Source organism: Burkholderia sp. Bp9143, from assembly GCF_003853645.1.
Taxonomy (GTDB): Bacteria; Pseudomonadota; Gammaproteobacteria; order Burkholderiales; family Burkholderiaceae; genus Burkholderia.
This window is the reverse complement of sequence record NZ_QTPO01000024.1, coordinates 18,803-40,176: the sequence shown is the minus strand read 5'-3', so window position 1 is coordinate 40,176 and position 21,374 is coordinate 18,803. Positions and strand designations below refer to the sequence as shown.

At 67.3% G+C, this 21,374-nt stretch carries 21 protein-coding genes and 1 pseudogene; 7 read left to right on the top strand and 15 right to left on the bottom strand.

Annotation, left to right across the window (positions count from 1 at the left end; genetic code table 11):
* Nucleotides 1–25: 25 nt before the first annotated feature.
* The 4 genes from DIE23_RS19270 to DIE23_RS19255 form a co-directional block, all read right to left on the bottom strand.
* Nucleotides 26–2,596, bottom strand: a complete 2,571-nt coding sequence (locus DIE23_RS19270; RefSeq protein ID WP_185646493.1) for a transglycosylase domain-containing protein — start codon at nt 2,594–2,596, stop codon at nt 26–28.
* Nucleotides 2,597–2,793: 197 nt separating this feature from the next.
* Entirely contained in the window at nt 2,794–3,801 is a 1,008-nt protein-coding gene (lhpH, locus tag DIE23_RS19265) for a trans-3-hydroxy-L-proline dehydratase (protein WP_124613588.1), read from the bottom strand.
* A 54-nt stretch (nt 3,802–3,855) separates the two neighbouring features.
* Entirely contained in the window at nt 3,856–4,977 is a 1,122-nt protein-coding gene (locus DIE23_RS19260) for a branched-chain amino acid ABC transporter substrate-binding protein (protein ID WP_124613587.1), read from the bottom strand.
* 121 nt (nt 4,978–5,098) lie between these two features.
* Complete coding sequence (locus DIE23_RS19255) at nt 5,099–5,836, bottom strand: FadR/GntR family transcriptional regulator (RefSeq protein WP_124613586.1); 738 nt, start codon at nt 5,834–5,836, stop codon at nt 5,099–5,101.
* Between the two features lie 262 nt (nt 5,837–6,098).
* On the opposite strand from DIE23_RS19255, the gene lhpI reads away from it, so the two are divergent.
* From lhpI to DIE23_RS19240, 3 genes are all read left to right on the top strand, one after another.
* Nucleotides 6,099–7,034 (top strand): bifunctional Delta(1)-pyrroline-2-carboxylate/Delta(1)-piperideine-2-carboxylate reductase, encoded by a 936-nt coding sequence (gene lhpI / locus DIE23_RS19250; RefSeq protein WP_124613585.1) that lies wholly within the window; start codon nt 6,099–6,101, stop codon nt 7,032–7,034.
* A gap of 182 nt (nt 7,035–7,216) precedes the next feature.
* On the top strand, nt 7,217–7,624 hold the full coding sequence (locus tag DIE23_RS19245; protein WP_124613584.1) for a response regulator transcription factor: 408 nt from the start codon (nt 7,217–7,219) through the stop codon (nt 7,622–7,624).
* 17 nt (nt 7,625–7,641) lie between these two features.
* Nucleotides 7,642–8,427 carry a helix-turn-helix domain-containing protein gene (locus DIE23_RS19240; protein WP_124613583.1) on the top strand — a complete coding sequence of 262 codons (786 nt, stop codon included), beginning with the start codon at nt 7,642–7,644 and terminating at the stop codon, nt 8,425–8,427.
* A 20-nt stretch (nt 8,428–8,447) separates the two neighbouring features.
* Here the strand turns inward: DIE23_RS19240 and DIE23_RS19235 are convergent, their stop codons facing one another.
* The 6 genes from DIE23_RS19235 to DIE23_RS19210 form a co-directional block, all read right to left on the bottom strand.
* A complete protein-coding gene (locus DIE23_RS19235) occupies nt 8,448–8,801 on the bottom strand; it encodes a metal ABC transporter ATPase (RefSeq protein ID WP_124613582.1) in 354 nt (117 codons plus the stop codon).
* A gap of 171 nt (nt 8,802–8,972) precedes the next feature.
* Nucleotides 8,973–9,212 (bottom strand): UDP-glucose 4-epimerase, encoded by a 240-nt coding sequence (locus tag DIE23_RS19230; RefSeq protein ID WP_124613581.1) that lies wholly within the window; start codon nt 9,210–9,212, stop codon nt 8,973–8,975.
* 16 nt (nt 9,213–9,228) lie between these two features.
* Nucleotides 9,229–9,519 (bottom strand): DUF1488 domain-containing protein, encoded by a 291-nt coding sequence (locus DIE23_RS19225; RefSeq protein WP_124613580.1) that lies wholly within the window; start codon nt 9,517–9,519, stop codon nt 9,229–9,231.
* Between the two features lie 103 nt (nt 9,520–9,622).
* Nucleotides 9,623–10,021, bottom strand: coding sequence for a DUF488 domain-containing protein (locus tag DIE23_RS19220; RefSeq protein WP_124613579.1), 399 nt, complete (start codon nt 10,019–10,021; stop codon nt 9,623–9,625).
* A 131-nt stretch (nt 10,022–10,152) separates the two neighbouring features.
* On the bottom strand, nt 10,153–11,355 hold the full coding sequence (locus DIE23_RS19215) for an amino acid aminotransferase (protein WP_124613578.1): 1,203 nt from the start codon (nt 11,353–11,355) through the stop codon (nt 10,153–10,155).
* Nucleotides 11,356–11,398: 43 nt separating this feature from the next.
* A complete protein-coding gene (locus tag DIE23_RS19210) occupies nt 11,399–12,784 on the bottom strand; it encodes an amino acid permease (protein WP_124613577.1) in 1,386 nt (461 codons plus the stop codon).
* Between the two features lie 319 nt (nt 12,785–13,103).
* Here DIE23_RS19210 and DIE23_RS19205 point away from each other — a divergent pair, with 319 nt between their 5' ends.
* Nucleotides 13,104–13,577, top strand: a complete 474-nt coding sequence (locus DIE23_RS19205) for an Lrp/AsnC family transcriptional regulator (protein WP_044843065.1) — start codon at nt 13,104–13,106, stop codon at nt 13,575–13,577.
* Nucleotides 13,578–13,625: 48 nt separating this feature from the next.
* On the opposite strand, the gene DIE23_RS19200 is transcribed toward DIE23_RS19205, so the two are convergent.
* Nucleotides 13,626–14,537 (bottom strand): EamA family transporter, encoded by a 912-nt coding sequence (locus DIE23_RS19200; protein ID WP_124613576.1) that lies wholly within the window; start codon nt 14,535–14,537, stop codon nt 13,626–13,628.
* 353 nt (nt 14,538–14,890) lie between these two features.
* On the opposite strand from DIE23_RS19200, the gene DIE23_RS19190 reads away from it, so the two are divergent.
* Together DIE23_RS19190 and DIE23_RS19185 are read left to right on the top strand one after the other, a co-directional pair.
* Nucleotides 14,891–16,564, top strand: coding sequence for a phospholipase C (locus tag DIE23_RS19190; RefSeq protein WP_124613575.1), 1,674 nt, complete (start codon nt 14,891–14,893; stop codon nt 16,562–16,564).
* Nucleotides 16,565–16,673: 109 nt separating this feature from the next.
* Nucleotides 16,674–18,092 carry a cytochrome-c peroxidase gene (locus DIE23_RS19185; protein WP_124613574.1) on the top strand — a complete coding sequence of 473 codons (1,419 nt, stop codon included), beginning with the start codon at nt 16,674–16,676 and terminating at the stop codon, nt 18,090–18,092.
* 24 nt (nt 18,093–18,116) lie between these two features.
* Here the strand turns inward: DIE23_RS19185 and DIE23_RS19180 are convergent, their stop codons facing one another.
* The 3 genes from DIE23_RS19180 to DIE23_RS19170 all read right to left on the bottom strand — a co-directional run bounded on the left by DIE23_RS19180 (nt 18,117) and on the right by DIE23_RS19170 (nt 19,795).
* The gene (locus DIE23_RS19180; RefSeq protein WP_124613573.1) at nt 18,117–18,848 is read right to left on the bottom strand and encodes a class I SAM-dependent methyltransferase; all 732 of its coding nucleotides are present in this window, start codon (nt 18,846–18,848) and stop codon (nt 18,117–18,119) included.
* A 93-nt stretch (nt 18,849–18,941) separates the two neighbouring features.
* On the bottom strand, nt 18,942–19,382 hold the full coding sequence (locus DIE23_RS19175) for a type VI secretion system amidase immunity protein Tai4 (RefSeq protein ID WP_124613572.1): 441 nt from the start codon (nt 19,380–19,382) through the stop codon (nt 18,942–18,944).
* Nucleotides 19,379–19,795, bottom strand: coding sequence for a type VI secretion system amidase effector protein Tae4 (locus DIE23_RS19170; protein WP_260436113.1), 417 nt, complete (start codon nt 19,793–19,795; stop codon nt 19,379–19,381). The genes DIE23_RS19175 and DIE23_RS19170 overlap by 4 nt, the downstream gene beginning before the upstream one ends.
* 50 nt (nt 19,796–19,845) lie before the next feature.
* Here DIE23_RS19170 and DIE23_RS19165 point away from each other — a divergent pair.
* Nucleotides 19,846–20,085: pseudogene (locus DIE23_RS19165) on the top strand (3-keto-5-aminohexanoate cleavage protein); the annotation flags it as partial.
* 18 nt (nt 20,086–20,103) lie between these two features.
* Here DIE23_RS19165 and codA read toward each other — a convergent pair.
* Nucleotides 20,104–21,345, bottom strand: a complete 1,242-nt coding sequence (codA, locus tag DIE23_RS19160) for a cytosine deaminase (protein WP_124613571.1) — start codon at nt 21,343–21,345, stop codon at nt 20,104–20,106.
* Between the last annotated feature and the right edge of the window lie 29 nt (nt 21,346–21,374).

Below are 21,374 nucleotides of genomic sequence, written 5' to 3'. Positions count from 1 at the left end.
CATCGCGCGAAATCTGAACGGCTCGTTACTCCGAACCGCTGGTCGCGTCAGGTGAAACCGGCGCCGGGGCCGGGGCCGGGGCCGGGGCCGGGGCCGGCGCAGCCGAAGGCGCGGTGGCCGGGGCGGAGCCGAGCCCCCCACCCGTGTTGCCCGGGCTCGTCGCGCTGCCTCCCGCCGCCGCCGGCTGCGCGACCTGAGGTTGCGACGCGCCCGCCGACAACGCAGCGGCCGATGCCGCCACCTCGGACGCCGGAACCCATTCCTCGACGATCCCGCCGGATGCCGCCTCGGGCGCCGACGCGGCGGACGCGGCCGATGCCGCGGTTGCTTCCGCCTCCGGCTGACGCTCGATACGCTGCGTCCTGACGGGCGCCGGCGCCTGCTTCGGCTCGGGCCCGAACCACCCGTCGAACAGGTCCGTCACCCGTTCGCGCACCGACGCGAACCAGCCGGGCGACGGCTCGGTATCGAATTTCAGCTTCGTGTCGACGATCCGGGCGCGTTGCGCGCGCTGGAAGAAATCGCCGACGATCGGCAGCGCGCTGTGCGCACCTTGCCCCCAGTAGTCGCTGCGCAGCGTCACGCGGCCGTCGTCGAAGCCGACCCACGCGCCAGCCACCAGCCCGGGCTGCATCAGGATGAACCAGCCATCCGCGTTGTCCTGCGTGGTCCCGGTCTTGCCGGCCAGGTCGCCGCGAATGCCGAAGCGCGTGCGGATGCTGCTGCCGGTGCCGCGCGTCACGACGTCGCGCATCACGTCGAGCAGCGTCTTGTCGGTTTCGGCGTCGAGCGCGCGCTCGGGCGGCACCGGCGCGTATTCGGCGAGCACGTCGCCCTGGCGGTTCTCGATGCGCGTCACCATTTGCGGCTCGACGTACAGCCCGCCGTTCGCGATCGTCGCATACGACGCGACCATCTCCTTCAGCGTCACGGGGCTCGTGCCGAGCGCGAGCGACGGCACGCGTTCGAGCGGGCTTTCGCGCACGCCCATGTCACGCGCGAACCGCGCCACGGCCGCCGGACCGACCTTCTCCATCACCTGCGCGGTGATCCGGTTGCGCGACAGCGCGACCGCGTCGCGCAGCGTCATCGGCCTGCCCGACGGCGGCACGTCGTCGTTCGGCCGCCAGATCTCGCCGCCCTTCAGCGGAATCTCGACCGCCTGGTCGATGAACGTATCGTCCGGCTTCATCCCGTTCGCGAACGCGACGCCATAGACGAACGGCTTGAAGGTCGACCCCGGCTGACGTCGTGCCTGCGCGACGTGATCGAACGGCTCGTTCGTGAAGTCGCGGCTGCCGACCCACGCGCGGATCTGCCCGTCGCGCGGATCGATCGCGACGAAGCCGGCCTGCACGTCGGTCTTCGCCTTGCACAGCGCGCGCATGAAACCGCGGTCGGCGGCGAGCTGCTTCATCGCGGCCGCATCGTTCTTGCCGGCGTCCTGTGCCGCCTTGTACTCGGGCGACTCGCGCATGAAGGTGCGGAACACCTCGTTGTCGGTGCCGCAGCCGTCGCGGCCGCTCCATGCGTTGTTCGCGATGCCCTGCAGCTGGTTCGCCTGCTGCGTCAGCGCCTGGGTCGCCATCTGCTGCAGCCGCGAATCGATCGTGGTGCGCACGATCAGCCCGTCCGAATAGATGTTGTAGTCGTTGCGGTCGGCCCAGCCGATCAGCCATTTGCGCAGTTGCTGCGCGAAGTGCGGCGCGGGCCCCGGCGGTTCCTTCTGGCGCTCGAAGTCGATGCGCAGCGGCCGGCGCTGCAACTGCGCGAACTGCGCCGGCGACAGCTTGCCGTACTTCACCATCTGGCCGAGCACCGTGTTGCGCCGCTGCAGCGCGCGCTCGGGGTTCAGCACCGGGTTGTAGTAGCTGTTGCCCTTCAGCATCCCGACGAGCGTCGCGCTGTCGAGCACGTCGAGTTCGTCGGCCGACTTGTCGAAATAGGTGCGCGCGGCCATCTCGACGCCGTACGCGTTGTACAGGAACGGCACCGTGTTCAGGTACGTCTCGAGGATCTGGTCCTTGCTGTACACGGCCTCGATCTTCAGCGCGGTGATTGCCTCCTTCACCTTGCGCGTGAGCGTCGGCGCGCGGCCGATCTCGTCCGGATACAGGTTCCGCGCGAGCTGCTGCGTGATCGTCGAGCCGCCCTGGCGGCTGCCCGAGAACGTATGGAGCGCGGCCGACGCCGTGCGCTTCCAGTCGAGGCCGTGGTGCGCGTAGAAACGATGGTCCTCGGTCGCGATCAGCGCGTCGACCATGTGCGGCGAAATCTGCTTGAGCGACACCCATTCGCGGTTCGACGGCTTGAATTCCGCCAATACCTTGCCGTCGGCGGACAACACCTGCGCGGGCTGGTCGACGCGGGCCTTGCGGATGTCGCCGATGCTCGGCGTGAACGGAATCAGCACCAGCACGTACAGCAGGAACAGCACGGGCACGGCGGCGGCCGCGCGCAGCACGCCGCGACGGGTCGGATGACGGAGAGGGTGCCAGGCGATGGCCAGGACACGCTTGACAGACACGGCGGCAGCGGCCGCGACGGGTTGGGCGCGCGCGACCCATTTGGCACAGAAATCACGCACTGACGACACGTTTCGGCGATTCACGCGGGTGGGGGATCTGCTGGAAAGGCTGCATCGTACCAAAACTCGCGCGGCACACCGGCCGGTTGCCGTCCCAGGCCCGCGGGAACGGCGTCCGAGTGCGCATTTTTACAACAAAAAAGGCGCGCGCCCCGTAACAGGACCGCGCGCCAAGCCTGGTACAACCGGGAGCCGTGCGCCGACGTTCAGCGCACGAGAAAACCGTAGGTCAGCGGATCGCGTTCGTCGACGATCCAGTTCGCGAACCCGCAGATGTGCGCGCTGCCCTCCACTTCCGGGATCACCGCCGGCATGTCGCCGACCGTCGTCTCGCGCAGCACGCGTCCCTTGAACACCGTGCCGACGATCGATTCGTTGACGAGCGTGTCGCCGGCCGCGAGCAGGCCGCGCTGGTACAGCTGCGCGACGCGGCCGCCGGTGCCGGAGCCGGTCGGCGAGCGGTCGACCTCGCGATCCGCGAACACGCAGCAGTTCGCCTGCGTCGAGCCCGGATGGCGCGGCGCGTTCGCGATGATCGTGCCGTAGATATGGTTGATTTCCGGAATCTCCGGATGCACGACCGGATATTTCGCGTTCGCGGCGGCCTTCACTTCCGCGCCGAAGCGGATCAGCTTCTCCACGGCCGCTTCGCGCACCGGCAGGTCGAACGGCGCGCCGTCGACGTAGAAGTAGAACGCGCCGCCGTACGCGATGTCGCCGGTCACGGTGCCGAACGACGGCGTGTCGACCGACACGTCGCGCCGCCAGATGAACGACGGCACGTTGACGAAGCGCACCGGCCCCGCGTGCTCGCCGTCCCATTTCACGAACGCCTCGATGAAGCCGCACGGCGCGTCGATGCCGACGCGCGTCTCCGGCACCGTGCGCTGTACCCAGCCGAGCTCGACCGCGGCGGTCGACAGCGCGATCACGCCGTGCCCGCAATGGTCGCTGTAGCCTTCGTTGTGCAGGAAGATCACGCCGAAATCCGCGTTCGGCGACACCGGCTCGGTCAGGTAGCCGCCGTACATGTCGGCGTGGCCGCGCGGTTCGAACATCAGCGCGCGGCGGATCTCGTCGGCGTGCTCCTTGAGCCACGCGCGGCGCTGGACGATCGTGTCGCCGGGCAGGCGCGGCAGCCCGCTCGTGACGATGCGGAACGCTTCGCCGCCGGTATGGACCTCGACGGTGGAAAGGGATCGGGAAATTTTCATGAGGATCGAAAGCGTGAAGACGAAGGACGGCGCCCCGGCGCCGTCCGGGAACGGTCACTTCGCGTACGGCTCGGGCAGGCCGTTGCGGATCACGTAGACGGAGGTCGGCGCGCCCTTCAGGTCGCCGTGTTCGTCGAACGAATAGGTGCCGGCGACGCCCGCATAGTTCGACTTCGCCAACTGCGCGATCAGCTTCGCCTTGTCGGTGGTCGTGCCGGCCTTGACCATCGCGTCGGCGAGCAGCTTCATGCCGTCGTAGTAGTTGACGCCGTAGACCTGCGTATCCGTGTGATAGGTGTCGTGGTACTTCTTCAGGAACTCGCGGCCGGCCGGCGTCTTCTCGAGCGCGACGCCGCCCTGTGCGCAATAGACGATCGACGCGGCCTCGCCCGCGACCTTGCCCATGTCGGCCGAGCAGATGCCGTCGCCGCCGAGCAGCTTCGCGCGCAAGCCGCGCTGCTTCATCTGCTTCGCCATCGGCGCGCCCTGCGCCGCATAGCCGCCGAGGAAGATCACGTCGGGATTGCTGGCCTTGATCTTGGTGAGAATGCCGAGGAAATCGGTGGCCGACGAGTTCGTGTACTCCTGGTCGACGATCTTGATCCCGTTCGCCTTCGCGACGTTCGTGAACTGCTCGGCGACGCCTTGCCCGTACGCGGTGCGATCGTCGATGACCGCGGCGGTTTTCGCGTGCAGCGTTTTCGCCGCGAAGGTCGCCATCGTGCCGCCGAGCTGTTCGTCGCTCGCGCCGATCCGGAAGATGTTCTTGAAACCCTGGCGCGTGAGCGCCGGGTTCGACGCGACCGGCAGCATCGGTACGCCTGCGTTGCTGTACACCCGCGATGCGGGGATGGCGACGCCCGAGTTGTACGGCCCGAGCACCGCGACGACGCCCTTGTCGACCAGGTTCTGCGCGACCTGCACGCCCGCTTTCGGATCGGCCTGGTCGTCGTCCGACACCAGCTTGAACGTGACCGTCTTGCCGGCCACCTTCACGCCCGCCTTGTTGAGCTCGTCGACGGCGAGACGCGCGCCGTTTTCATTGTCCTTGCCGTTCGCGGCCTGCGGGCCGGTGAGCGGCGCCGAATGGCCGATCATCACAACTTCCTGCGCGTGCGCGGAAGTCAGCGCGCCGGCGGCAACGGCCACCGAAAGCACGGTAACGAAGTGTCGCATGGTGTCTCCTGATTGGTTTTGTGTGGAACCAATGTAGGACACGCTTGGTCACCATGCAAGCAATTTCAAAAACTTTTCTCCGATTCTGGTCGACTTTCGGACCAGAATGATGTGGCGCGTATTACTTCGGCGTGATATCGCGACGTACGCGAAGAATGTGCTGCTCGACGTAGAACGCGGCGGCATCGGCGTCGCCGGACACGATCGCCTCGTAGATCAGCCGGTGCTCGGACACGTAGAGCCGGATCCGGCCCGCGTCGTAGATGCCGTCGTCCTTCAACCGCTTCCACAGTGGCTGGTCCATCGTCTTAGCGACTTCGTCCGCGATCTTCACGATCAGCGCGTCGCCGGTCATCAGCGCGAGCTGCCGGTGGAACAGCCGGTCGCTCTCGTTCCACAGCGCGCGCTGCTGCGGATCGTCGATATCGGAGACGGTTTCCATCTGCGCGAGATAGCCTTCGGCGACCGGATCGGCGCGGCCGTGCGCGGCCGCGAGGCGCGCGATCGCGGGCTCGAGGATGAGGCGCACGTCGAGCGTCGACGTCGGGCTGAAGTCGGCATCGGGCGCACTTCGCATGTCGCCGCGCTGCGCGAGCACGTCGAGCGGCGCAGGCACGACGTAGGTGCCCGAATTGCGCTTCGTGAACACGAGCCCTTCGTTCTGCAATGCGCCGAGCGCCTCGCGCACGGCCGGCCGGCCGACCTGGAACAGCGCCGCGAGTTCGCGCTCCGACGGCAGCCTCGAATCGGCCGCGTAGCGCCCCGCGCGGATCTCGTCGCGGATCTTCTCGGCGACCTGCTCGTAGATCTGCAGCGGCCGGAAACCGGCTTCGAGCGATTCGGGACGTGCGGACATCATCTGGGGCTCCTGCCCGGTCGGGGGCGTGGATCGGGAATAGGGTCGCACTATACCGAAGCGATACCGGCGCCGGTGCGCGCGACGCCCATCTGGACGGATATTAGAACCAAAATTGGCGACCCGCTTGCTTTTCCGGGTTGCCGGATCGCGGCAAATTGGTATAGATTCGATCCAGACCACCTGCCGTCGCGACAGCCGGCAGCCTCCGTGGCGCGCGCGATGCGCCCGCCGTCCACGCCCACCCACACAACCGACCGACACGATGACCGCCCTCTCCCGGATTCCCGCTTTCGATGCCGCCGAAACGGCCGCGCTGCTCGACTATCCCGCGCTGCTGGCCACGCTCAGGCACACCGTCGCCGAATACGCGGCGGGCGAGATCGTCAGCCCCGAACGCCTGGTCGTGCCGCTGCAAGCGGGCGGCGTCATGCTGTCGATGCCGTCGAGCGCGCGCGACCTCGCGAGCCACAAGCTCGTGAACGTGTGCCCCGGCAACGGCGCGCGCGGATTGCCGACGATCCTCGGGCAGGTGACCGCGTATGACGCGACGACCGGCGAGATACGCTTCGTGCTCGACGGCCCGACGGTCACCGGACGCCGCACGGCGGCCATTACCGCGCTGGGTATCCAGGCGCTGCACGGCGCCGCGCCGCGCGACATCCTGCTGATCGGCACCGGCAAGCAGGCAGCCAATCACGCGGAAGCGCTCGCGGCGATCTTTCCGGACGCGCGCCTGCACGTGCGCGGCTCGCGCGCCGACAGCGCGGCTGCGTTCTGTGCCGCGCACCGCGCGCAGGCGCCGCAACTCGCGCCGCTCGACGGCGATGCGATTCCCGATGCGATCGATGTCGTCGTCACGCTGACGACGAGCCGCACCCCCGTCTATCGCGAAGCGGCGCGTGAAGGCCGCCTTGTGGTCGGGGTGGGCGCGTTCACCGCGGATGCCGCCGAGATCGACGCCGATACCGTGCGCCACAGCCGGCTCGTCGTCGACGATCCGGCCGGCGCGCGCCACGAGGCCGGCGACTTGATCGTCGCGCAGGTCGACTGGCAGCAGGTCGCGTCGCTCGCCGACGTGCTGCGCGGGGCCTTCGCGCGCAGCGGGCCGCTGCTGTTCAAGAGCGTCGGCTGCGCCGCATGGGATCTGGCCGCGTGCCGCACGGCACGCGATGCGCTGGCCGCGCGCCGGCACGGCTGATTCGACGGCCGCGGCGACCGGCGGCACCATCTGCACCCCGCATGCCCGGCCTAGCGGCACGGGCGTCGCCGCCGCCTTCCCGTACGCGTTGTAGGAAACGCCCTACAACACGTCGAAGCGGCCTACACAAACTTCCAATTCGGCCGATTTCATTTTCGGCGGCGCAACAGGATACTGCCGGCATGAATGCCAGCCTGTCACCCGCCGTCGCGCTCAGGGTGTTCCTCGTCGATCACGCCATCGCCGTCCGGCAACGGATCGCGCTGCTCGTCGGCGCGATCCGCGGCGTCATGGTCGTCGGCGAAGCGGAAGACGGCCAGGACGCATGGGTGCATATCCGCAGCAGCCACGCGGACGTCGTCATCGTCGACCTGCGGCTTGCAGACGGCAGCGGTCTCGACCTGATCGGGATGCTGTCGAAGACCACGCCGCGCGTCGTCACCATCGTGCTGACGAACCACTCGGCGGCGGCATTCAGAGAGGCATGCGCAGCGGCCGGAGCCGATTATTTCTTCGACAAGACCGCCGAATTCGACGCCGCATGCCGCGTCATCGAATCCCTGGTGCACGCTCGCGTGCACCACCCCTGATCGAGCCGGAGTGACTCATGTCTACCGCCACCGCCACCGCCTGCGCCACCGCCCCGCCCGTCGCGCGTCGGCCAACGACTCCGCTGCGTGCGGTCGCGCGCACGGACGCCGCCAAAACCCCGACCGGGCGCTGCTCGATCTGCGCGATGCGCTCGATGTGCCTGCCGCCCGACCTGACCGCGGACGAGTACGGCCGCCTCGACGCGATCATCTGCTCGACCCGACAGGTTCGCCAGGGCGACGCGCTGTTCCGCATCGACGACCTGTTCCACAGCATCTATGCCGTACGTGCGGGCTCGTTCAAGACGGTGATGATGCATCGCGACGGCCGCGAGCACGTGACCGGCTTCCAGATCGCCGGTGAAACGCTCGGAATGGACGGCATCGGGAGCGGCCAGCACTGTTGCGACGCGATCGCACTCGAGGACAGCGTCGTGTGCGTCATCCCGTTCGGCGCGCTCGAGGCGGCGTGCCGCGAACTGAAACCGATGCAGCATTTCCTCTACCAGATGCTGAGCAGCGAGATCGTCCGTGAATCGAGCCAGATGCTGCTGCTCGGCACGATGTCGGCCGAACAGCGCGTCGCGCATTTCCTGCTGAACCTGTCGTCGCGCTTCGAGGCGCGCGGCTATTCGGCATCGGAATTCAACCTGCGCATGACGCGCGAGGAGATCGGCTGCTATCTCGGCATGAAGCTCGAGACCGTCAGCCGGATGTTCTCGCGGTTCCATCGGGATTCGCTCGTCGAAACGCGCGGCAAGCGCGTGCGGATCCTCGACGCGCAGGCACTCGCCCTGGTCTGACGCACGGGGCGCGGCAAGCGTCATTGCGCGCCGGCGCGCGTCGCGCTCGCATGCAGCGCGACCGCTTCAGGTTCGCCGGCGTGCCCGGCGGACAGCGCCTGTTCGGCTTGCGTGAACGCGCGCCGCATCGTCTCGTTCAGGTCGTCGCCGGTGCTGCACGGCAGCGTCGCCGGCGCACGATCGTGCATGATCAGCTCGAGGCACACGTCGTAGGTCCGGCCGCCGTCGACGGTCGCGCGCGCCTCGATCGCCAGCCGGCAATCGTCGAGCCGTGCGCGGAATCGTTCGAGCCGCACCAGTTGCACCCCAGCTTCTGCTTCGAGCGCGGCGGAACCCGCGAATCCGACGCAGACGATCTGCATGCCCACGCCCATGTCGTTCCTCCTGACGCTGTCGCACGTTCGTCGACCGCGTTGCCTGTTCCGTGTTTCTCTGTCCCGCCTGCAGTGGAATCCGCCTGCACGCGTGTCGTGCGGCGCAATGACGTCCGCGGCGATCGCTGCCCTGGCAGCAATGCCTCCGCGCACCCGTCGGCGCGAGGCGGTTTACACGCTGAATGTCTGCGACGCCTTCATTTCGATCCACGTCATCCCGGCCCGCAACCCTTCGATCGCGGCCTCGTGCTCGGTCGGATACGCATGACTGTGCTCGAACGTATGATGAAAACGCGTTTGACCGGTACCGTGCTCGACCGTCACGCGGCAACGGAACTCGCCGGATTCGCACCGTCGCGTCTCGATCTCGACCGACCAGTCGCGTTCATGAATCGTGCCTTGCAGTGTCATGCATCCTCCTGCGGTATCAGTCATCCATCCGGAAGTGACCGCTGTGCAGCAACACCGGCCGGCCGCCGATTTCCTCGAGCATCCGTCGTGCCTTCGCCTCGATCGCCGACCGGTGCGCGTCGAACGCATGCAGCAGATCCCGTTCGAGCAGCGACGGCGCACCGAAATGGTCTTCCAGTGCCTCGGCCGTGATCGCGCACTGCACGCAGCGGCCGTCGACCAGCGCCGAAAACGCGACGACCAGATCGCGCGCGCAATATTCGGGCGGTTCGGGTGGAAAGGCTATCTGCATCTGTCCGCCTGTCATCGTCGGGACAATTCATGACATGAGCATAGCGGCCTGCGGCGCCGCACGCTTGACCCACGTCAACCGGTTCGCTGCACCGCACGAAGCGACGCCCGGCGGGCGCTCAGCCCGCATCCGCGTCGATCGCCGCGCCGCGCTCCGCCAGCAGTTCGCGCAGCACGCTGCGATGACAACGGCGCTCGTCCTCGCAGTAGCAGCCGATCGAGAACGCGCTCGTCGCCGACAGCGCGGCGAGCAGGTCCAGCACCTTCGGCGCGTCGCCGTGCGCCATTTCCGCGCGGAAGTGCCGCGTGAACGCGCGCCATTCGGCGTCGGTTTCGGCGGCCTGTGCCTGCGCGACGAGCTCGGGGCTCGGCGACAGCGTCGGCAGCCATACATCATAGTAGTTGCGCGATGCGAATTCCGCCTTGGGTACGCCGCGCGGCGGCCGCCGCACCGTGCCGATCCTCAGGCCCTCGCCGGCCGTGCGCGGCGTGCCGAGCCGTACGATTCGAATAGCCATGCCGCTCCTTCGTCTTGCGTTCGATCCGCCATCGTACCGCCGCGCCGCCACCGTGCAAGAAAAAACCGGCTGCCTCCACGGGGGAGACAGCCGGTTTCGGCGATGCGATCGGGCGCCCGGGGGCGCGCCGGTCAGACGCCGCTCTTCAGCACCTTGCCGATCGCATCCGCGACGATGCCGACGTTCGAATCGTTCAGGCCCGCGACGCACATGCGGCCCGAACGCAGGATGTACACGCCGTGCACTTCGCGCAGCGCCTCGACCTGCGATTCGGTCAGGCCCGTATACGTGAACATCCCGCGCTGCTTCACGTAGCGCGTGAGCGCCTCGCCGCTGACGTGGTCGCGCAGGCCGTCGTGGATCGACTGGCGCATCCGCGCGATGCGGCGGCACATCGCGGCAAGCTCTTCTTCCCACTGCTTGCGCAGCTCGGGCGTGTTGAGCACGGTCGCCACGACCTTCGCGCCGTAGGTCTGCGGGTTGCTGTAGTTCGAGCGCACCGCGCCGGCCAGCTGGCCCAGCACGCGCTCGGCCGCGGCCGCATCCTCGCATACGACGCTCAGGCCGCCGACGCGCTCGCCGTACAGCGAGAAATTCTTCGAGAACGAGTTCGCGACGAGCGCCGGCACGCCGCGGCGGGCCAGTTCGCGCACCGCGAACGCGTCCGCGTCGAGGCCCGCGCCGAAGCCCTGGTACGCCATGTCGACGAACGGCAGCAGCCCGCGCGCCTCAATCACGTCGATCAGCTTCTCCCACTGGCCTTCGTCGAGATCGACGCCGGTCGGGTTATGGCAGCACGCGTGCAGCAGCACGATGCTGCGCGCCGGCAGCGCGTCGATCGCCGCGAGCATCGCGTCGAACTTCAGGCCGCCCGTCGCTTCGTCGTAGTACGGGTACGTGTTCACCGTGAAGCCCGCGCGCTCGAAGATGAAGCGGTGGTTTTCCCAGCTCGGGTCGCTGAGCCACACCTGCGCGTCCGGGAAGTAGCGCTTCAGGAAATCGGCGCCCACTTTCAGCGCGCCGGAACCGCCGAGCGTCTGCACGGTCGCGATGCGGCCGGCCGCACGCGCCGGGTGATCGGCGCCGAACACCAGCGCCTGCACGGCGTCGCGATACGCTGCGAGGCCAACCATCGGCAGGTACGGCTTCGGGCCGAGGTCGCGCTGCAGCACGGTTTCGGCTTCGCGCACGGCACCCATCACGGGAATCCGGCCTTCGGCATCGAAATAGATGCCGATGCTCAGGTTGACCTTCTGATCGCGCGGATCTTTCTGGAAGTTCTCGTTGAGCGTCAGGATCGGATCGCCCGGGTACGCGTCGATGTGTTCGAACATGGCTATGTCGGTCTCGTTTGGAAGAAGGATCGTGGTGCCGGTGTCAGCGCGCGGACGCGCCTTCGCGAATCCCGTAGCCTGCATTCTTCTGACGGAAGCGATACCCGATCGCGAGCACCGCGAGCCAGACGGGGATCAGGTACACCGACAGGCGGAGATCCGGCGTCAGGTACATCACGACGAGAATGCCGGCCATGAACGCCAGGCACAGGTAATTCGTGAAAGGATAGCCCAGACTGCGGAAGGAAGTCTGCTCTCCGGCGATGCGCTTGGCCTGGCGGAACTTCAGGTGGATCAGCGTGATCATCGCCCAGTTGATGATCAGCGCCGACACGACGAGGCCCATCAGCACCTCGAACGCCTTGCCCGGCATGAAATAGTTGACCAGCACGCATGCGCCGGTCGCGAGCGCCGACGCGCCGAGCGCGGCGAGCGGAATGCCGCGCTTGTTCACCGAGCACAGCACCTTCGGCGCGTTGCCCTGCTTCGCGAGGCCGAACAGCATCCGGCTGTTGCTGTACACGCCGCTGTTGTAGACCGACAGCGCGGCCGTCAGCACGACCACGTTCAGCACGTTCGCGACCACGTTGCTGCTCAGCGCGTGGAAGATCAGCACGAACGGGCTGCCGCCGGAGACGACCTTTTCCCACGGATACAGCGACAGCAGCACCGCCAGCGCGCCGATGTAGAAAATCAGGATCCGGTAGATCACCTGGTTGGTGGCACGCGGAATGCTGTGCTTCGGATCGTCGGCCTCGGCCGCGGTGATGCCGATCAGCTCCAGTCCGCCGAACGAGAACATGATCGCCGCCATCGACATCACGAGCCCCGACACGCCGTTCGGGAAAAAGCCGCCGTGCTGCCACAGGTTCGCGATGCTGGCCTCCGGCCCCGCATGGCCGCTCGCGAGCAGCCAGCCGCCGAAGCCGATCATCCCGACGATCGCGACCACCTTGATGATCGAGAACCAGAATTCCGTCTCGCCGTACGACTTCACGCTCGCCAGGTTGAGGAGGTTGATCGCGACGAAGAACACGAGCGCCGACACCCAGGTCGGCACGCCGGGCCACCAGTACTGCACGTAGATCCCGACGGCCGACAGTTCGGCCATGCTGACGAGGATGTACAGCACCCAGTAGTTCCAGCCGGACAGGAAGCCGGTGAAGTGGCCGACGTACTTGTCGGCGAAGTAGCTGAACGAGCCGGCGACCGGCTCGTCGACGACCATCTCGCCGAGCTGGCGCATGATGAAGAACGCGACGACGCCGGCCACCGCATAGCCGAGCAGCACGGACGGGCCGGCCATCTTGATCGTCTGCGCGATGCCGAGGAACAGCCCCGTGCCGAGCGCGCCGCCGAGCGCGATCAACTGGATGTGCCGGTTCTTCAGCCCCCGCTTCAGGCCATCCTTCTCGTTTCCAGAAACCATGTCTTCTCCATTCTGCCCGCCCCCGCCGGAAGCGGTGCGGCGCGCCTCGGTGTGCCGGGCGCTGTTTTGCTGTGCCGGCGACCGTTCGTGGAGCCGCCGGGTTGGGGATTGCAATCTTCGCGTGGCGACGCCCGATTCCTGCCGGCAGGCCCGCCAGACCGGCCACCGACCGTCGCCGTCGTCCACCTTGCTGCGGGCGCACACGAAAATCCGGCGTCAGTTTAGCGTCGCGACGGCGAAATCGGGTTGCGTAACCCGCTCATGCAAACCCTACATTATGAGATAAGATTGCGCCCAGGAGACAGATGAGGAAACAAAAATGCCTGAACCGGTTCTCGATCGCATCGATCGCCACTTGCTGTCGGTGCTGCAGGAGAACGGCCGCGCGTCGAACCTCGACCTGGCGAAGGCCGTCGGCCTGTCGCCCGCGCAGACGCTGCGACGCCACCGCCGGCTGGAGGAGATCGGCGCGATCCGCCGTTACGAAACCCGTCTGTGCCCCGATACGCTCGGGTTTGGCGTCACCGCATTCGTGCACGTGACGATGGAGCGCGGGCATATCCGCGACCTGTCGAAGTTCCAGAAACTCGTGTCGGATCTCGCGCAGATCCAGGAATGTTTCTCGGTGACGGGCGATATCGATTACGTGCTGAAGGTCGTCGCGCGCGACCTGAAGGGGCTGTCGACGTTCCTGCTCGAAACGCTGATGCGGATTCCCGGCGTGAGCGGCGTGCATTCGAGCGTGTGCCTCGACGAGATCAAGTGCACGAGCGCGATGCCGGTGGAAGGCTGACGCGGCACCGCGCGACCAGCCGGGCAGCCCATCTTTCCGCAGCCGTGCTCAGCGCACTGCCTCGAACGCACTGATCAGCAGCGCACCGGAAGCAATCACCAGGCACCCGCCCGCGCGACGCGGCGTCAGCCGCTCGCCGAGATACACGCGCGCGATCAACGCCGCGAACACCACGCTCGTTTCGCGCAGCGCCGACACCGGGCCCATCGGCGCACGATCCATCGCCCAGATCACGATCCCGTACGCAAGCGCCGCGAACACGCCGCCGCACGCGGCCTTCGCCGTCTCGCCGACCGCCTGCGCCAGCCGCAGCGGCCCCGCGCGCAGCCGGTAGTACGCGGCCATCAGCAACCCGGTCAGCACGAACATCCACGCGGTATAGCCGATCGTGCTGCCGCTTTCCCGCACGCCGATCCCGTCGACCACGCTGTACGCGGCGATCGATACACCGGTCGCGAACGCGGTCGGCAGCACCTGCGTCATCCGGTGCCGCGCACCGCGGCCTCGTTCCAGCCCGATCGCCATGATGCCGGCGCAGATCAGCACGAGCCCGCATTGCGCGCCCGCGTTCAGGCGCTCGCCCGCGAACGCCGCCGCGCCCAGTGTGACGAGCAGCGGCGCGGTGCCGCGTGCAACCGGATACGCGACGGTCAGGTCGCCGTGCTCGTAGGCGCGCACCAGCAGCAGCGTATAGACGACATGGATCACCGCCGATGCGACGACGCAAGCCCAGCTCGCGGGCGCAATCGGCGCAGCGGCCGGCAGGAACAGCAGCGCAAACAACCCGATCGCGATCTGCAGCACCGTGGCCGAGCGCAGCCGGTCGCCGCTGCTGCGCACGAGCGCATTCCATGACGCATGCAGGAAGGCGGCGCACAGGACGGCAAACAGAACGGGAATCGGCACGTTGAATACTCGCTGACGGCCGGCAACGCGAAATCGTCGCCGCGGGCCAACCATCGTATGAATGTGTCACCTGATTGTCAAAAAGCAGTGCGGCCCGGCATCCCGCGCGCGCCGGCCGGCCGTGCGCTGCCGCCCGTCCCGCGCGGCATTCGCGGCCGTGACCGCGCGCCACCGCCGAATGTGTCGCTCAGGTGGCATCCGCTCCGTCCCTTTCCGTATTCTTTCGCGCCGCTTCGCGCCGTAATGAAATCGATACCGCGCCGCAACCGTCGCGAAACCGCTCCGCCCCCATATCTTCATACCGGGCTGTTTCAATGCCGGTGCACTGTCACGAGCTCCGCGCCGAACCGAACCGACACGGCGACGGAGCCGCTCTCCACCATCGAAAACCTACCTGGAGTTTCCCGATGTTTCGTCAAGCCTTGCTCGTCACCGCCTGCGCCGGCGCGGCGCTTGCGCTGTTCGCCTGCGGCGGCAGCGACGATCCGACGTCGACGCCCGCCGTGTCGTCGCAGGATGCGCTGCAGACCGCCACGCCGATCAAGCACGTCGTCGTGATCTACGGCGAAAACGTATCGTTCGACCACTACTTCGGCACCTACCCGAACGCGTCGAACCCGACCGGCGAACCGGCCTTCACCGCCAAGTCCGGCACGCCGACGATCAACGGACTGACGGGCACGCTGCTCACCGCGAACCCGAACTTCACGAACACGGCCAACGGCACCGACGCCGCGAACCCGTTCCGCCTCGACCGCACGCAAGCCGCGACCGCCGACCAGAACCACGCGTACACGGCCGAGCAGCAGGCCGAGGACAACGGCCTCGCCGACCTGTTCCCGAAATACACCGGCAAGGGCTCGTCCGGCGGTGCCGGCGCATTCGGCACGAAGGGCCAGGTGATGGGCTACTTCGACGGCAACACCGTGACCGCGCTGTGGAACTACGCGCAGCGCTTCGCGATGAGCGACAACGCGTATACGACGGTCTACGGCCCGTCGACGCCGGGCGCGCTGAACGTCGTGTCGGGCCAGACCAACGGGATGCAGATCGTCAAGACGTCGAAGCAGCCGTCGACGCTCGCCGCCACCTCGTACTACATCAACGACGGCCAGGGCGGCTTCACGATGATCAACGACGTCGACCCGGGCTTCGACGTGTGCTCGAGCACGACCGACCAGGCGATGATGAGTGGCAAGAACATCGGCGACCTGCTGAACGCCGCGAAGATCACGTGGGGCGGCTTCATGGGCGGCTTCAACCTGTCGACGACCAACGGCAACGGCACGACGGGCTGCGCGCGCAGCACGGTTGCCACCGCCGTGAACGCCGCGACGGCCGACTACATCCCGCACCACAACTGGTTCCAGTACTACGCGTCGACCGCGAACCCGCAGCACACGCGCCCGAGTGCGGTTGCGGCGATCGGTTCGAGCCTCGAAGCCGACGGCAAGACTGCCGAACCGGCGAACCACCAGTACGACAGCGACGACTTCTTCGCGGCCGTGAAGGCCGGCAACTTCCCGTCGGTCAGCTTCCTCAAGGCGCCGGCCGCGCAGGACGCGCACGCGGGCTACTCGGATCCGCTCGACGAGCAGGCGTTCGTGACGAAGGTCGTCAACTTCCTGCAGCAGCAGCCCGACTGGCAGAACACGGCCGTGATCGTCACCTATGACGACTCGGACGGCTGGTACGACCATGCGTACACGGCGCCGACCCATGCGTCGTCCGACGCGGTCGACCAGGTCAACGGCAACGGCAAGTGCGGCACCGGTGGCACCACCGGCGTGAACGGCGGCACCGTGAACGGCCGCTGCGGTCCCGGCGTGCGCATCCCGTTCGTCGTGATCTCGCCGTACGCGAAGCAGAACTACGTCGACCACACGATGATCGACCAGGCGTCCGTCGTGCGCTTCATCGAGGACAACTGGCTCGGCGGCCAGCGCATCGGCGGCGGTTCGTTCGATGCGACGGCAGGCGACCTGCGCGCGCTGTTCGACTTCTCGTCGAAGCCGAATACGGCGCCGCTGTATCTCGATCCGACGCAAGGCACCGTGCTGAGCGCGGCGCCGTCGATCTGACCGGCATCGCATCACCGGCAGCAAGCAGCAGCAGGCCGGCGCATCGTGCGCCGGCCGTTTCCATTTAACGCGCCGCCATTTACGCGGCGCCCGACTTTCGACCGACAGCATGACAGCTCGTCCCGCGTTCCCGTCCCCCGACGCATCCGGCGCCGCCGCGCCGCGTTCCCCTGCCCGCGTGCTGCGCCGCGCGGCGTTCGTGCTGGGCGCGGCCGTGCTCGGCTACGGCGCGTTCGCGATCGCGTTTCCGGGCCATACGCCGGCGGCGATCGGCGACGTCGTCGCCGACTGGACGGGCGCGAATCCGCATCCGGTCGTGCTGCAGCGCCCGGCCGCGCAGCCGCTGTCCGCGGTCGCGCAACTCGGGCGTGCGCTGTTCGCCGATCCGTCGCTGTCGGCATCCGGCAAGCAGTCGTGCGCGTCGTGCCACAGTCCCGATCATGCATATGGGCCGCCGAACGGACTCGACGTGCAGCCGGGCGGTCTGGCAATGACCCAGCAGGGCTACCGCCCGCCGCCCTCGCTGATGTACCTGTATCGCCAGCCGAACTTCAGCATCGGCCCCGATGCGGGCGAAAACGACGCCGCACCGAGCGTCGCGCAGCAGGCTGCCTCCGCGGCCGGCGTCGTCAAGGCGCAGAAGGTAGCCGGCACGTCGGCCGCGCCGCAGCTCGTGCCGCAGGGCGGGATGTTCTGGGACGGCCGCGCCGATACGTTGCAGCAGCAGGCGTTCGGACCGCTGCTGAATCCGGTCGAAATGGCCAATGCGAACGTCGACGACGTCGCGCGCAAGCTTGCGCAGTCGTCGCATCGCGCGCAGTTCGAGCAGCTGTTCGGCGCGCGCGTGTTCTCCAGCCCGCAGCTTCTGGTGTCGGAGGCGATGTTCGCGATCGCGCGCTACCAGGTCGAGGATCCGTCGTTCCATCCGTACAACAGCAAGTACGACCGCTGGCTCGAAGGCCGTGCGCGCTTGACGCAGGCCGAGTTGCGCGGGCTGCGGCTCTTCAACGATCCGGACAAGGCGAATTGCGCGGGCTGCCACCTGTCGAAGCCCGGCAAGGACGGCTTGCCGCCGATGTTGACCGACTACCAGTACGAGGCGCTCGGCGTGCCGCGCAATATGGCGCTCGCGCAGAACCGCAACCCGGCGTTCTACGATCTCGGCGTGTGCGGGCCGTTCCGCGAGGATCTGAAGGACCAGACGCAGTATTGCGGGATGTTCCTCACGCCGACGCTGCGCAACGCGGCGACGCGCCATGTGTTCTTCCACAACGGCGTGTTCCATACGCTCGATCAGGTGATGGCGTTCTACAACGAGCGCAGCATCGCGCCGCAGAAGTTCTATTCGCGCGGCACGGACGGCAAGGTTCGCGAATACGACGATATTCCGGCGAAATACCGCGCGAACGTCGACGTGACCGATGCGCCGTTCGACCGCAAGCCCGGCGACAAGCCCGCGATGACCGCGCAGGACATCAAGGATATCGAAGCGTTTCTCGGCACGCTCACCGACGAGCCGGTGCGCTGAGCACCGACTGTCCGCCGCGCGTCGTCAGCGGCGCGCGCGGATGCAGAGGAAGGCCGGCGCCAGCGACAGCTCCGCATGGAGCCGTTCCGACACGGCCTTCATCTCGGGCAGCGGCGTGGGTTCGACGAACCGGTCCAGCAGCCAGCCGGTGTCGGCGAGCGCGTTGAGGATGTCGGCAAGCGGCCGGCGCCATGCTTCGACGTAGGGCTTCGGTTCGCCGAAACCCGACCAGTGGAAACCGAAACGGCTCGTCTCGAAGTACGTACCCTCCCCGCGCGTACGCTCGTCCACCCAGTCGCGCATCGGATGCGCCATCGAGAACACCAGCGTCGCGCCCGGCCGTGCGACGCGCCTGAATTCGCGCAAAGTCGGCGCGAGATCGCGCACGTAGTCGAACGCGAGCGAACACAGGATCTTGTCGAATGTGTGGTCCGGCAGCCAGTCGAGCGGCGCCGCGAGATCGCCCTCCGCGACGTCCACCGAGAGCCCCGCGCAGCGCGTTCTGGCGAGCGCGACCATCTCGGGCGTGATGTCGAACGCGTGGACGATCGCGCCGTGGCGCGCGAGGTGCGCGCTGCAGATGCCGGGCCCGCAGCCGGCATCGAGCACCGTCAGGCCGGCGACGTCGCCGAGCAGTGCCAGCGTCGCCGGCCGTTCGTAGAGCGCGTTGTGCGCCTTGGTCGGCGCGATGTCCGCGTAGCGTTGCGCGAAGGTCGCATACATGCTGCAGGCGGACGGTTCGTTCGGATCGGTCATGCGGTATCCAGCGGCGGGAATCGGGAGTTCGATTCTGCACGATCGGGGGGCGGATGGCGATGTTCGGCCGGCCGGTGCCGCAGCGCGTGCGGACTAGCGCGGGTTCTCGGCCCGATACGTGCTCTTCGGGCGCAGGACGAGTTTCTTCGCGGCGGCGTCCAGTTCCTTGCCGTGATACAGATCCATGCACTTCAGGTAGTCGAATTTGACGTCCTTGATTTCCGATTCGACAACCGGATTCCGGTAATCGCGTGCAAGGTACTTCGCCACCAGCGCATGAACGACATCTGGCGCACGCTCCATGTCGTAGTAGGTCCAGTCGCGCAACGCATTGACGCTGCTACCGACATCCTTGCCGACACCCGGCGCCTGCTTGTAAGCAGTAGCCAGGCACTCCGCGAGCACCATGTCCTTGAAGTTCTGGAGATAGGTCCGTGAGCCAGCCTCCGGCGAGGCGTGAGCCTCCCTCCCTGAAACCATCGCCGGTTGAATCGCAACGCACGCCAGCATGATTGCGAGCCGGGTTCTCTTCATGACAAGCTCCAAAAATTCGCGCGATCCGTACGATACCGTGCGCCCGGTTCGTTGAAATAGCAGTGGTCGTAACACGTACGTCCGTTAAACAGCGTGGCGTGGCCCTGTGCATCGCTCCACCCCGACACCTCGAACAGTATGACGCCCTGTTGGGCCGCGAGTGGTCCGCCGTTCGAAGGCGGATACTTGACACCCTCGGCCTTCCCCCACCGTTGCTCGAGAAAGCGGATCAAGTCCCTGACACGAAAAAAGTATTGCCGATTGTCTCCGCCCGATACCGTTTGTCCAGGAATACGGGGAATCACCATGCCGGCCTCGCCGAGGATGTAGCTCATCCTCACCGCGCACGTATTGCTCCATCGCTCTGTCGGGCTCGGATTGTTGATGTTTTTCTCAACGTATCCACCTATCACTTTCGCAACACGCTCGCCGGAATTGGCCGGATCGTAGATTCGCTGAGACGTCGATGTCGCCGTACCTGCCCGTGACGCCGCATCAGATCGAGACAGCCGCCGTCGCGGCTGCTCAGGCCGGTGCCGCGATCCTGCACCTGCTCGCGCGCAACCCGTCGGACGGCAAGCCGACGCAGGATCCGGCAGTGTTCGCCGAATTCTTGCCACGTATCAAGGCGCAGACGGACGCGGTGATCAATCTCACGTCGGGCGGCAGCCCGCACATGACCGTCCCTCGACGATGCATGCCGCCTCCCGACCCGCCTCTCTCACTCCGGATACGTGATGCGCTCCGGCTCCCGCCGCATGATCACCTTCCCGTGGCGAACCGACAGCACGGCCTTCACCTGTCGGCGCACCGCTTCGTAGTCGCTGTCCGCGTCGAGCACGACCAGGTTCGCCGGCCGCCCGACCGCGATACCGTAGCCGTCGCCGAGGTGCATCGTCGTCGCGCTGTGATCGGTCACGAAGTCGAGGCAGCGCTGCAGGTCCTGGTAGCCCATCATGTGGCAGATGTGCAGCCCGGCGTCGAGCACGCGCAGGATGTTGCCGTTGCCGAGCGGATACCACGGATCCTTGATCGAATCCTGTCCGAAGCACACGTTCAGCCCCGCGCGATCGAGTTCCGCGACGCGCGTGACGCCGCGCCGCTTCGGAAACGTGTCGAAGCGCCCCTGCAGATGGATGCTCTCGGTCGGGCACGAGACGAAGTTCAGGCCCGCGCGCTTCAGCAGCCGGAACAGCTTCGAGCAGTATGCGTTGTCGTAGGAACCCATCGCGGTCGTGTGGCTCGCCGTCACGCGCGCGCCCATGCCGCGCACGCGCGCTTCTTCCGCGAGTACCTCCAGGAAGCGCGAATGCGGATCGTCGGTCTCGTCGCAGTGCACGTCCACGAGGCAGCCGGTACGCTCGGCCAGTTCCATCAGGAAGCGAATCGAGCTGACGCCCTGCTCGCGCGTGTTCTCGAAATGCGGGATCCCGCCGACGACGTCCGCGCCGAGTTCGATCGCCTGCTCCATCAGCGCGCGGCCACCGTCGAACGACTCGATGCCTTCCTGCGGAAACGCGACGATCTGCAGGTCGATCAGCCCGCGCGCCTCGTCCTTCACTTCGAGCATCGCCTTCAGCGCGGCCAACGTCGGATCGGTGACGTCGACATGGGTGCGCACGTGCTGGATGCCGTGATCGCGCAGCATGCCGATCGCCGCATGCGCGCGCGCCTTCGTGTCCGCGTGCGTGATCGTCGCCTTGCGCTCGGACCAGCGCTCGATGCCCTCGAACAGCGTGCCGCTCATGTTCCAGGCCGGCTCGCCGGCCGTGAGCACGGCATCGAGATGGATATGCGGTTCGACGAGCGGCGGAATCGCGAGACGGCCGCCCGCATCGACATCGCCAGCGCCAACCGAGGTGACCGGCGCGGTTTGCGCGTCGATCCGCGCGATCCTGTCGCCGTCGATGCCGATCGTGAACAGCCCGTCGTGGCCGCGCAGGCGTGCATTGAAGAGGTTCATGTGCGTCCAGGCGTGATGCGGCGCCAGCG

What these genes read in the sequence shown, in the direction of transcription:
- lhpH (WP_124613588.1), bottom strand. Translation starts at nt 3,801, where the DNA reads ATGAAAATTTCCCGATCCCTTTCCACCGTCGAGGTCCATACCGGCGGC.
- DIE23_RS19260 (WP_124613587.1), bottom strand. Translation starts at nt 4,977, where the DNA reads ATGCGACACTTCGTTACCGTGCTTTCGGTGGCCGTTGCCGCCGGCGCG.
- DIE23_RS19255 (WP_124613586.1), bottom strand. Translation starts at nt 5,836, where the DNA reads ATGATGTCCGCACGTCCCGAATCGCTCGAAGCCGGTTTCCGGCCGCTG.
- lhpI (WP_124613585.1), top strand. Translation starts at nt 6,099, where the DNA reads ATGACCGCCCTCTCCCGGATTCCCGCTTTCGATGCCGCCGAAACGGCC.
- DIE23_RS19245 (WP_124613584.1), top strand. Translation starts at nt 7,217, where the DNA reads ATGAATGCCAGCCTGTCACCCGCCGTCGCGCTCAGGGTGTTCCTCGTC.
- DIE23_RS19240 (WP_124613583.1), top strand. Translation starts at nt 7,642, where the DNA reads ATGTCTACCGCCACCGCCACCGCCTGCGCCACCGCCCCGCCCGTCGCG.
- DIE23_RS19235 (WP_124613582.1), bottom strand. Translation starts at nt 8,801, where the DNA reads ATGGGCGTGGGCATGCAGATCGTCTGCGTCGGATTCGCGGGTTCCGCC.
- DIE23_RS19230 (WP_124613581.1), bottom strand. Translation starts at nt 9,212, where the DNA reads ATGACACTGCAAGGCACGATTCATGAACGCGACTGGTCGGTCGAGATC.
- DIE23_RS19225 (WP_124613580.1), bottom strand. Translation starts at nt 9,519, where the DNA reads ATGACAGGCGGACAGATGCAGATAGCCTTTCCACCCGAACCGCCCGAA.
- DIE23_RS19220 (WP_124613579.1), bottom strand. Translation starts at nt 10,021, where the DNA reads ATGGCTATTCGAATCGTACGGCTCGGCACGCCGCGCACGGCCGGCGAG.
- DIE23_RS19215 (WP_124613578.1), bottom strand. Translation starts at nt 11,355, where the DNA reads ATGTTCGAACACATCGACGCGTACCCGGGCGATCCGATCCTGACGCTC.
- DIE23_RS19210 (WP_124613577.1), bottom strand. Translation starts at nt 12,784, where the DNA reads ATGGTTTCTGGAAACGAGAAGGATGGCCTGAAGCGGGGGCTGAAGAAC.
- DIE23_RS19205 (WP_044843065.1), top strand. Translation starts at nt 13,104, where the DNA reads ATGCCTGAACCGGTTCTCGATCGCATCGATCGCCACTTGCTGTCGGTG.
- DIE23_RS19200 (WP_124613576.1), bottom strand. Translation starts at nt 14,537, where the DNA reads ATGGTTGGCCCGCGGCGACGATTTCGCGTTGCCGGCCGTCAGCGAGTA.
- DIE23_RS19190 (WP_124613575.1), top strand. Translation starts at nt 14,891, where the DNA reads ATGTTTCGTCAAGCCTTGCTCGTCACCGCCTGCGCCGGCGCGGCGCTT.
- DIE23_RS19185 (WP_124613574.1), top strand. Translation starts at nt 16,674, where the DNA reads ATGACAGCTCGTCCCGCGTTCCCGTCCCCCGACGCATCCGGCGCCGCC.
- DIE23_RS19180 (WP_124613573.1), bottom strand. Translation starts at nt 18,848, where the DNA reads ATGACCGATCCGAACGAACCGTCCGCCTGCAGCATGTATGCGACCTTC.
- DIE23_RS19175 (WP_124613572.1), bottom strand. Translation starts at nt 19,382, where the DNA reads ATGAAGAGAACCCGGCTCGCAATCATGCTGGCGTGCGTTGCGATTCAA.
- codA (WP_124613571.1), bottom strand. Translation starts at nt 21,345, where the DNA reads ATGAACCTCTTCAATGCACGCCTGCGCGGCCACGACGGGCTGTTCACG.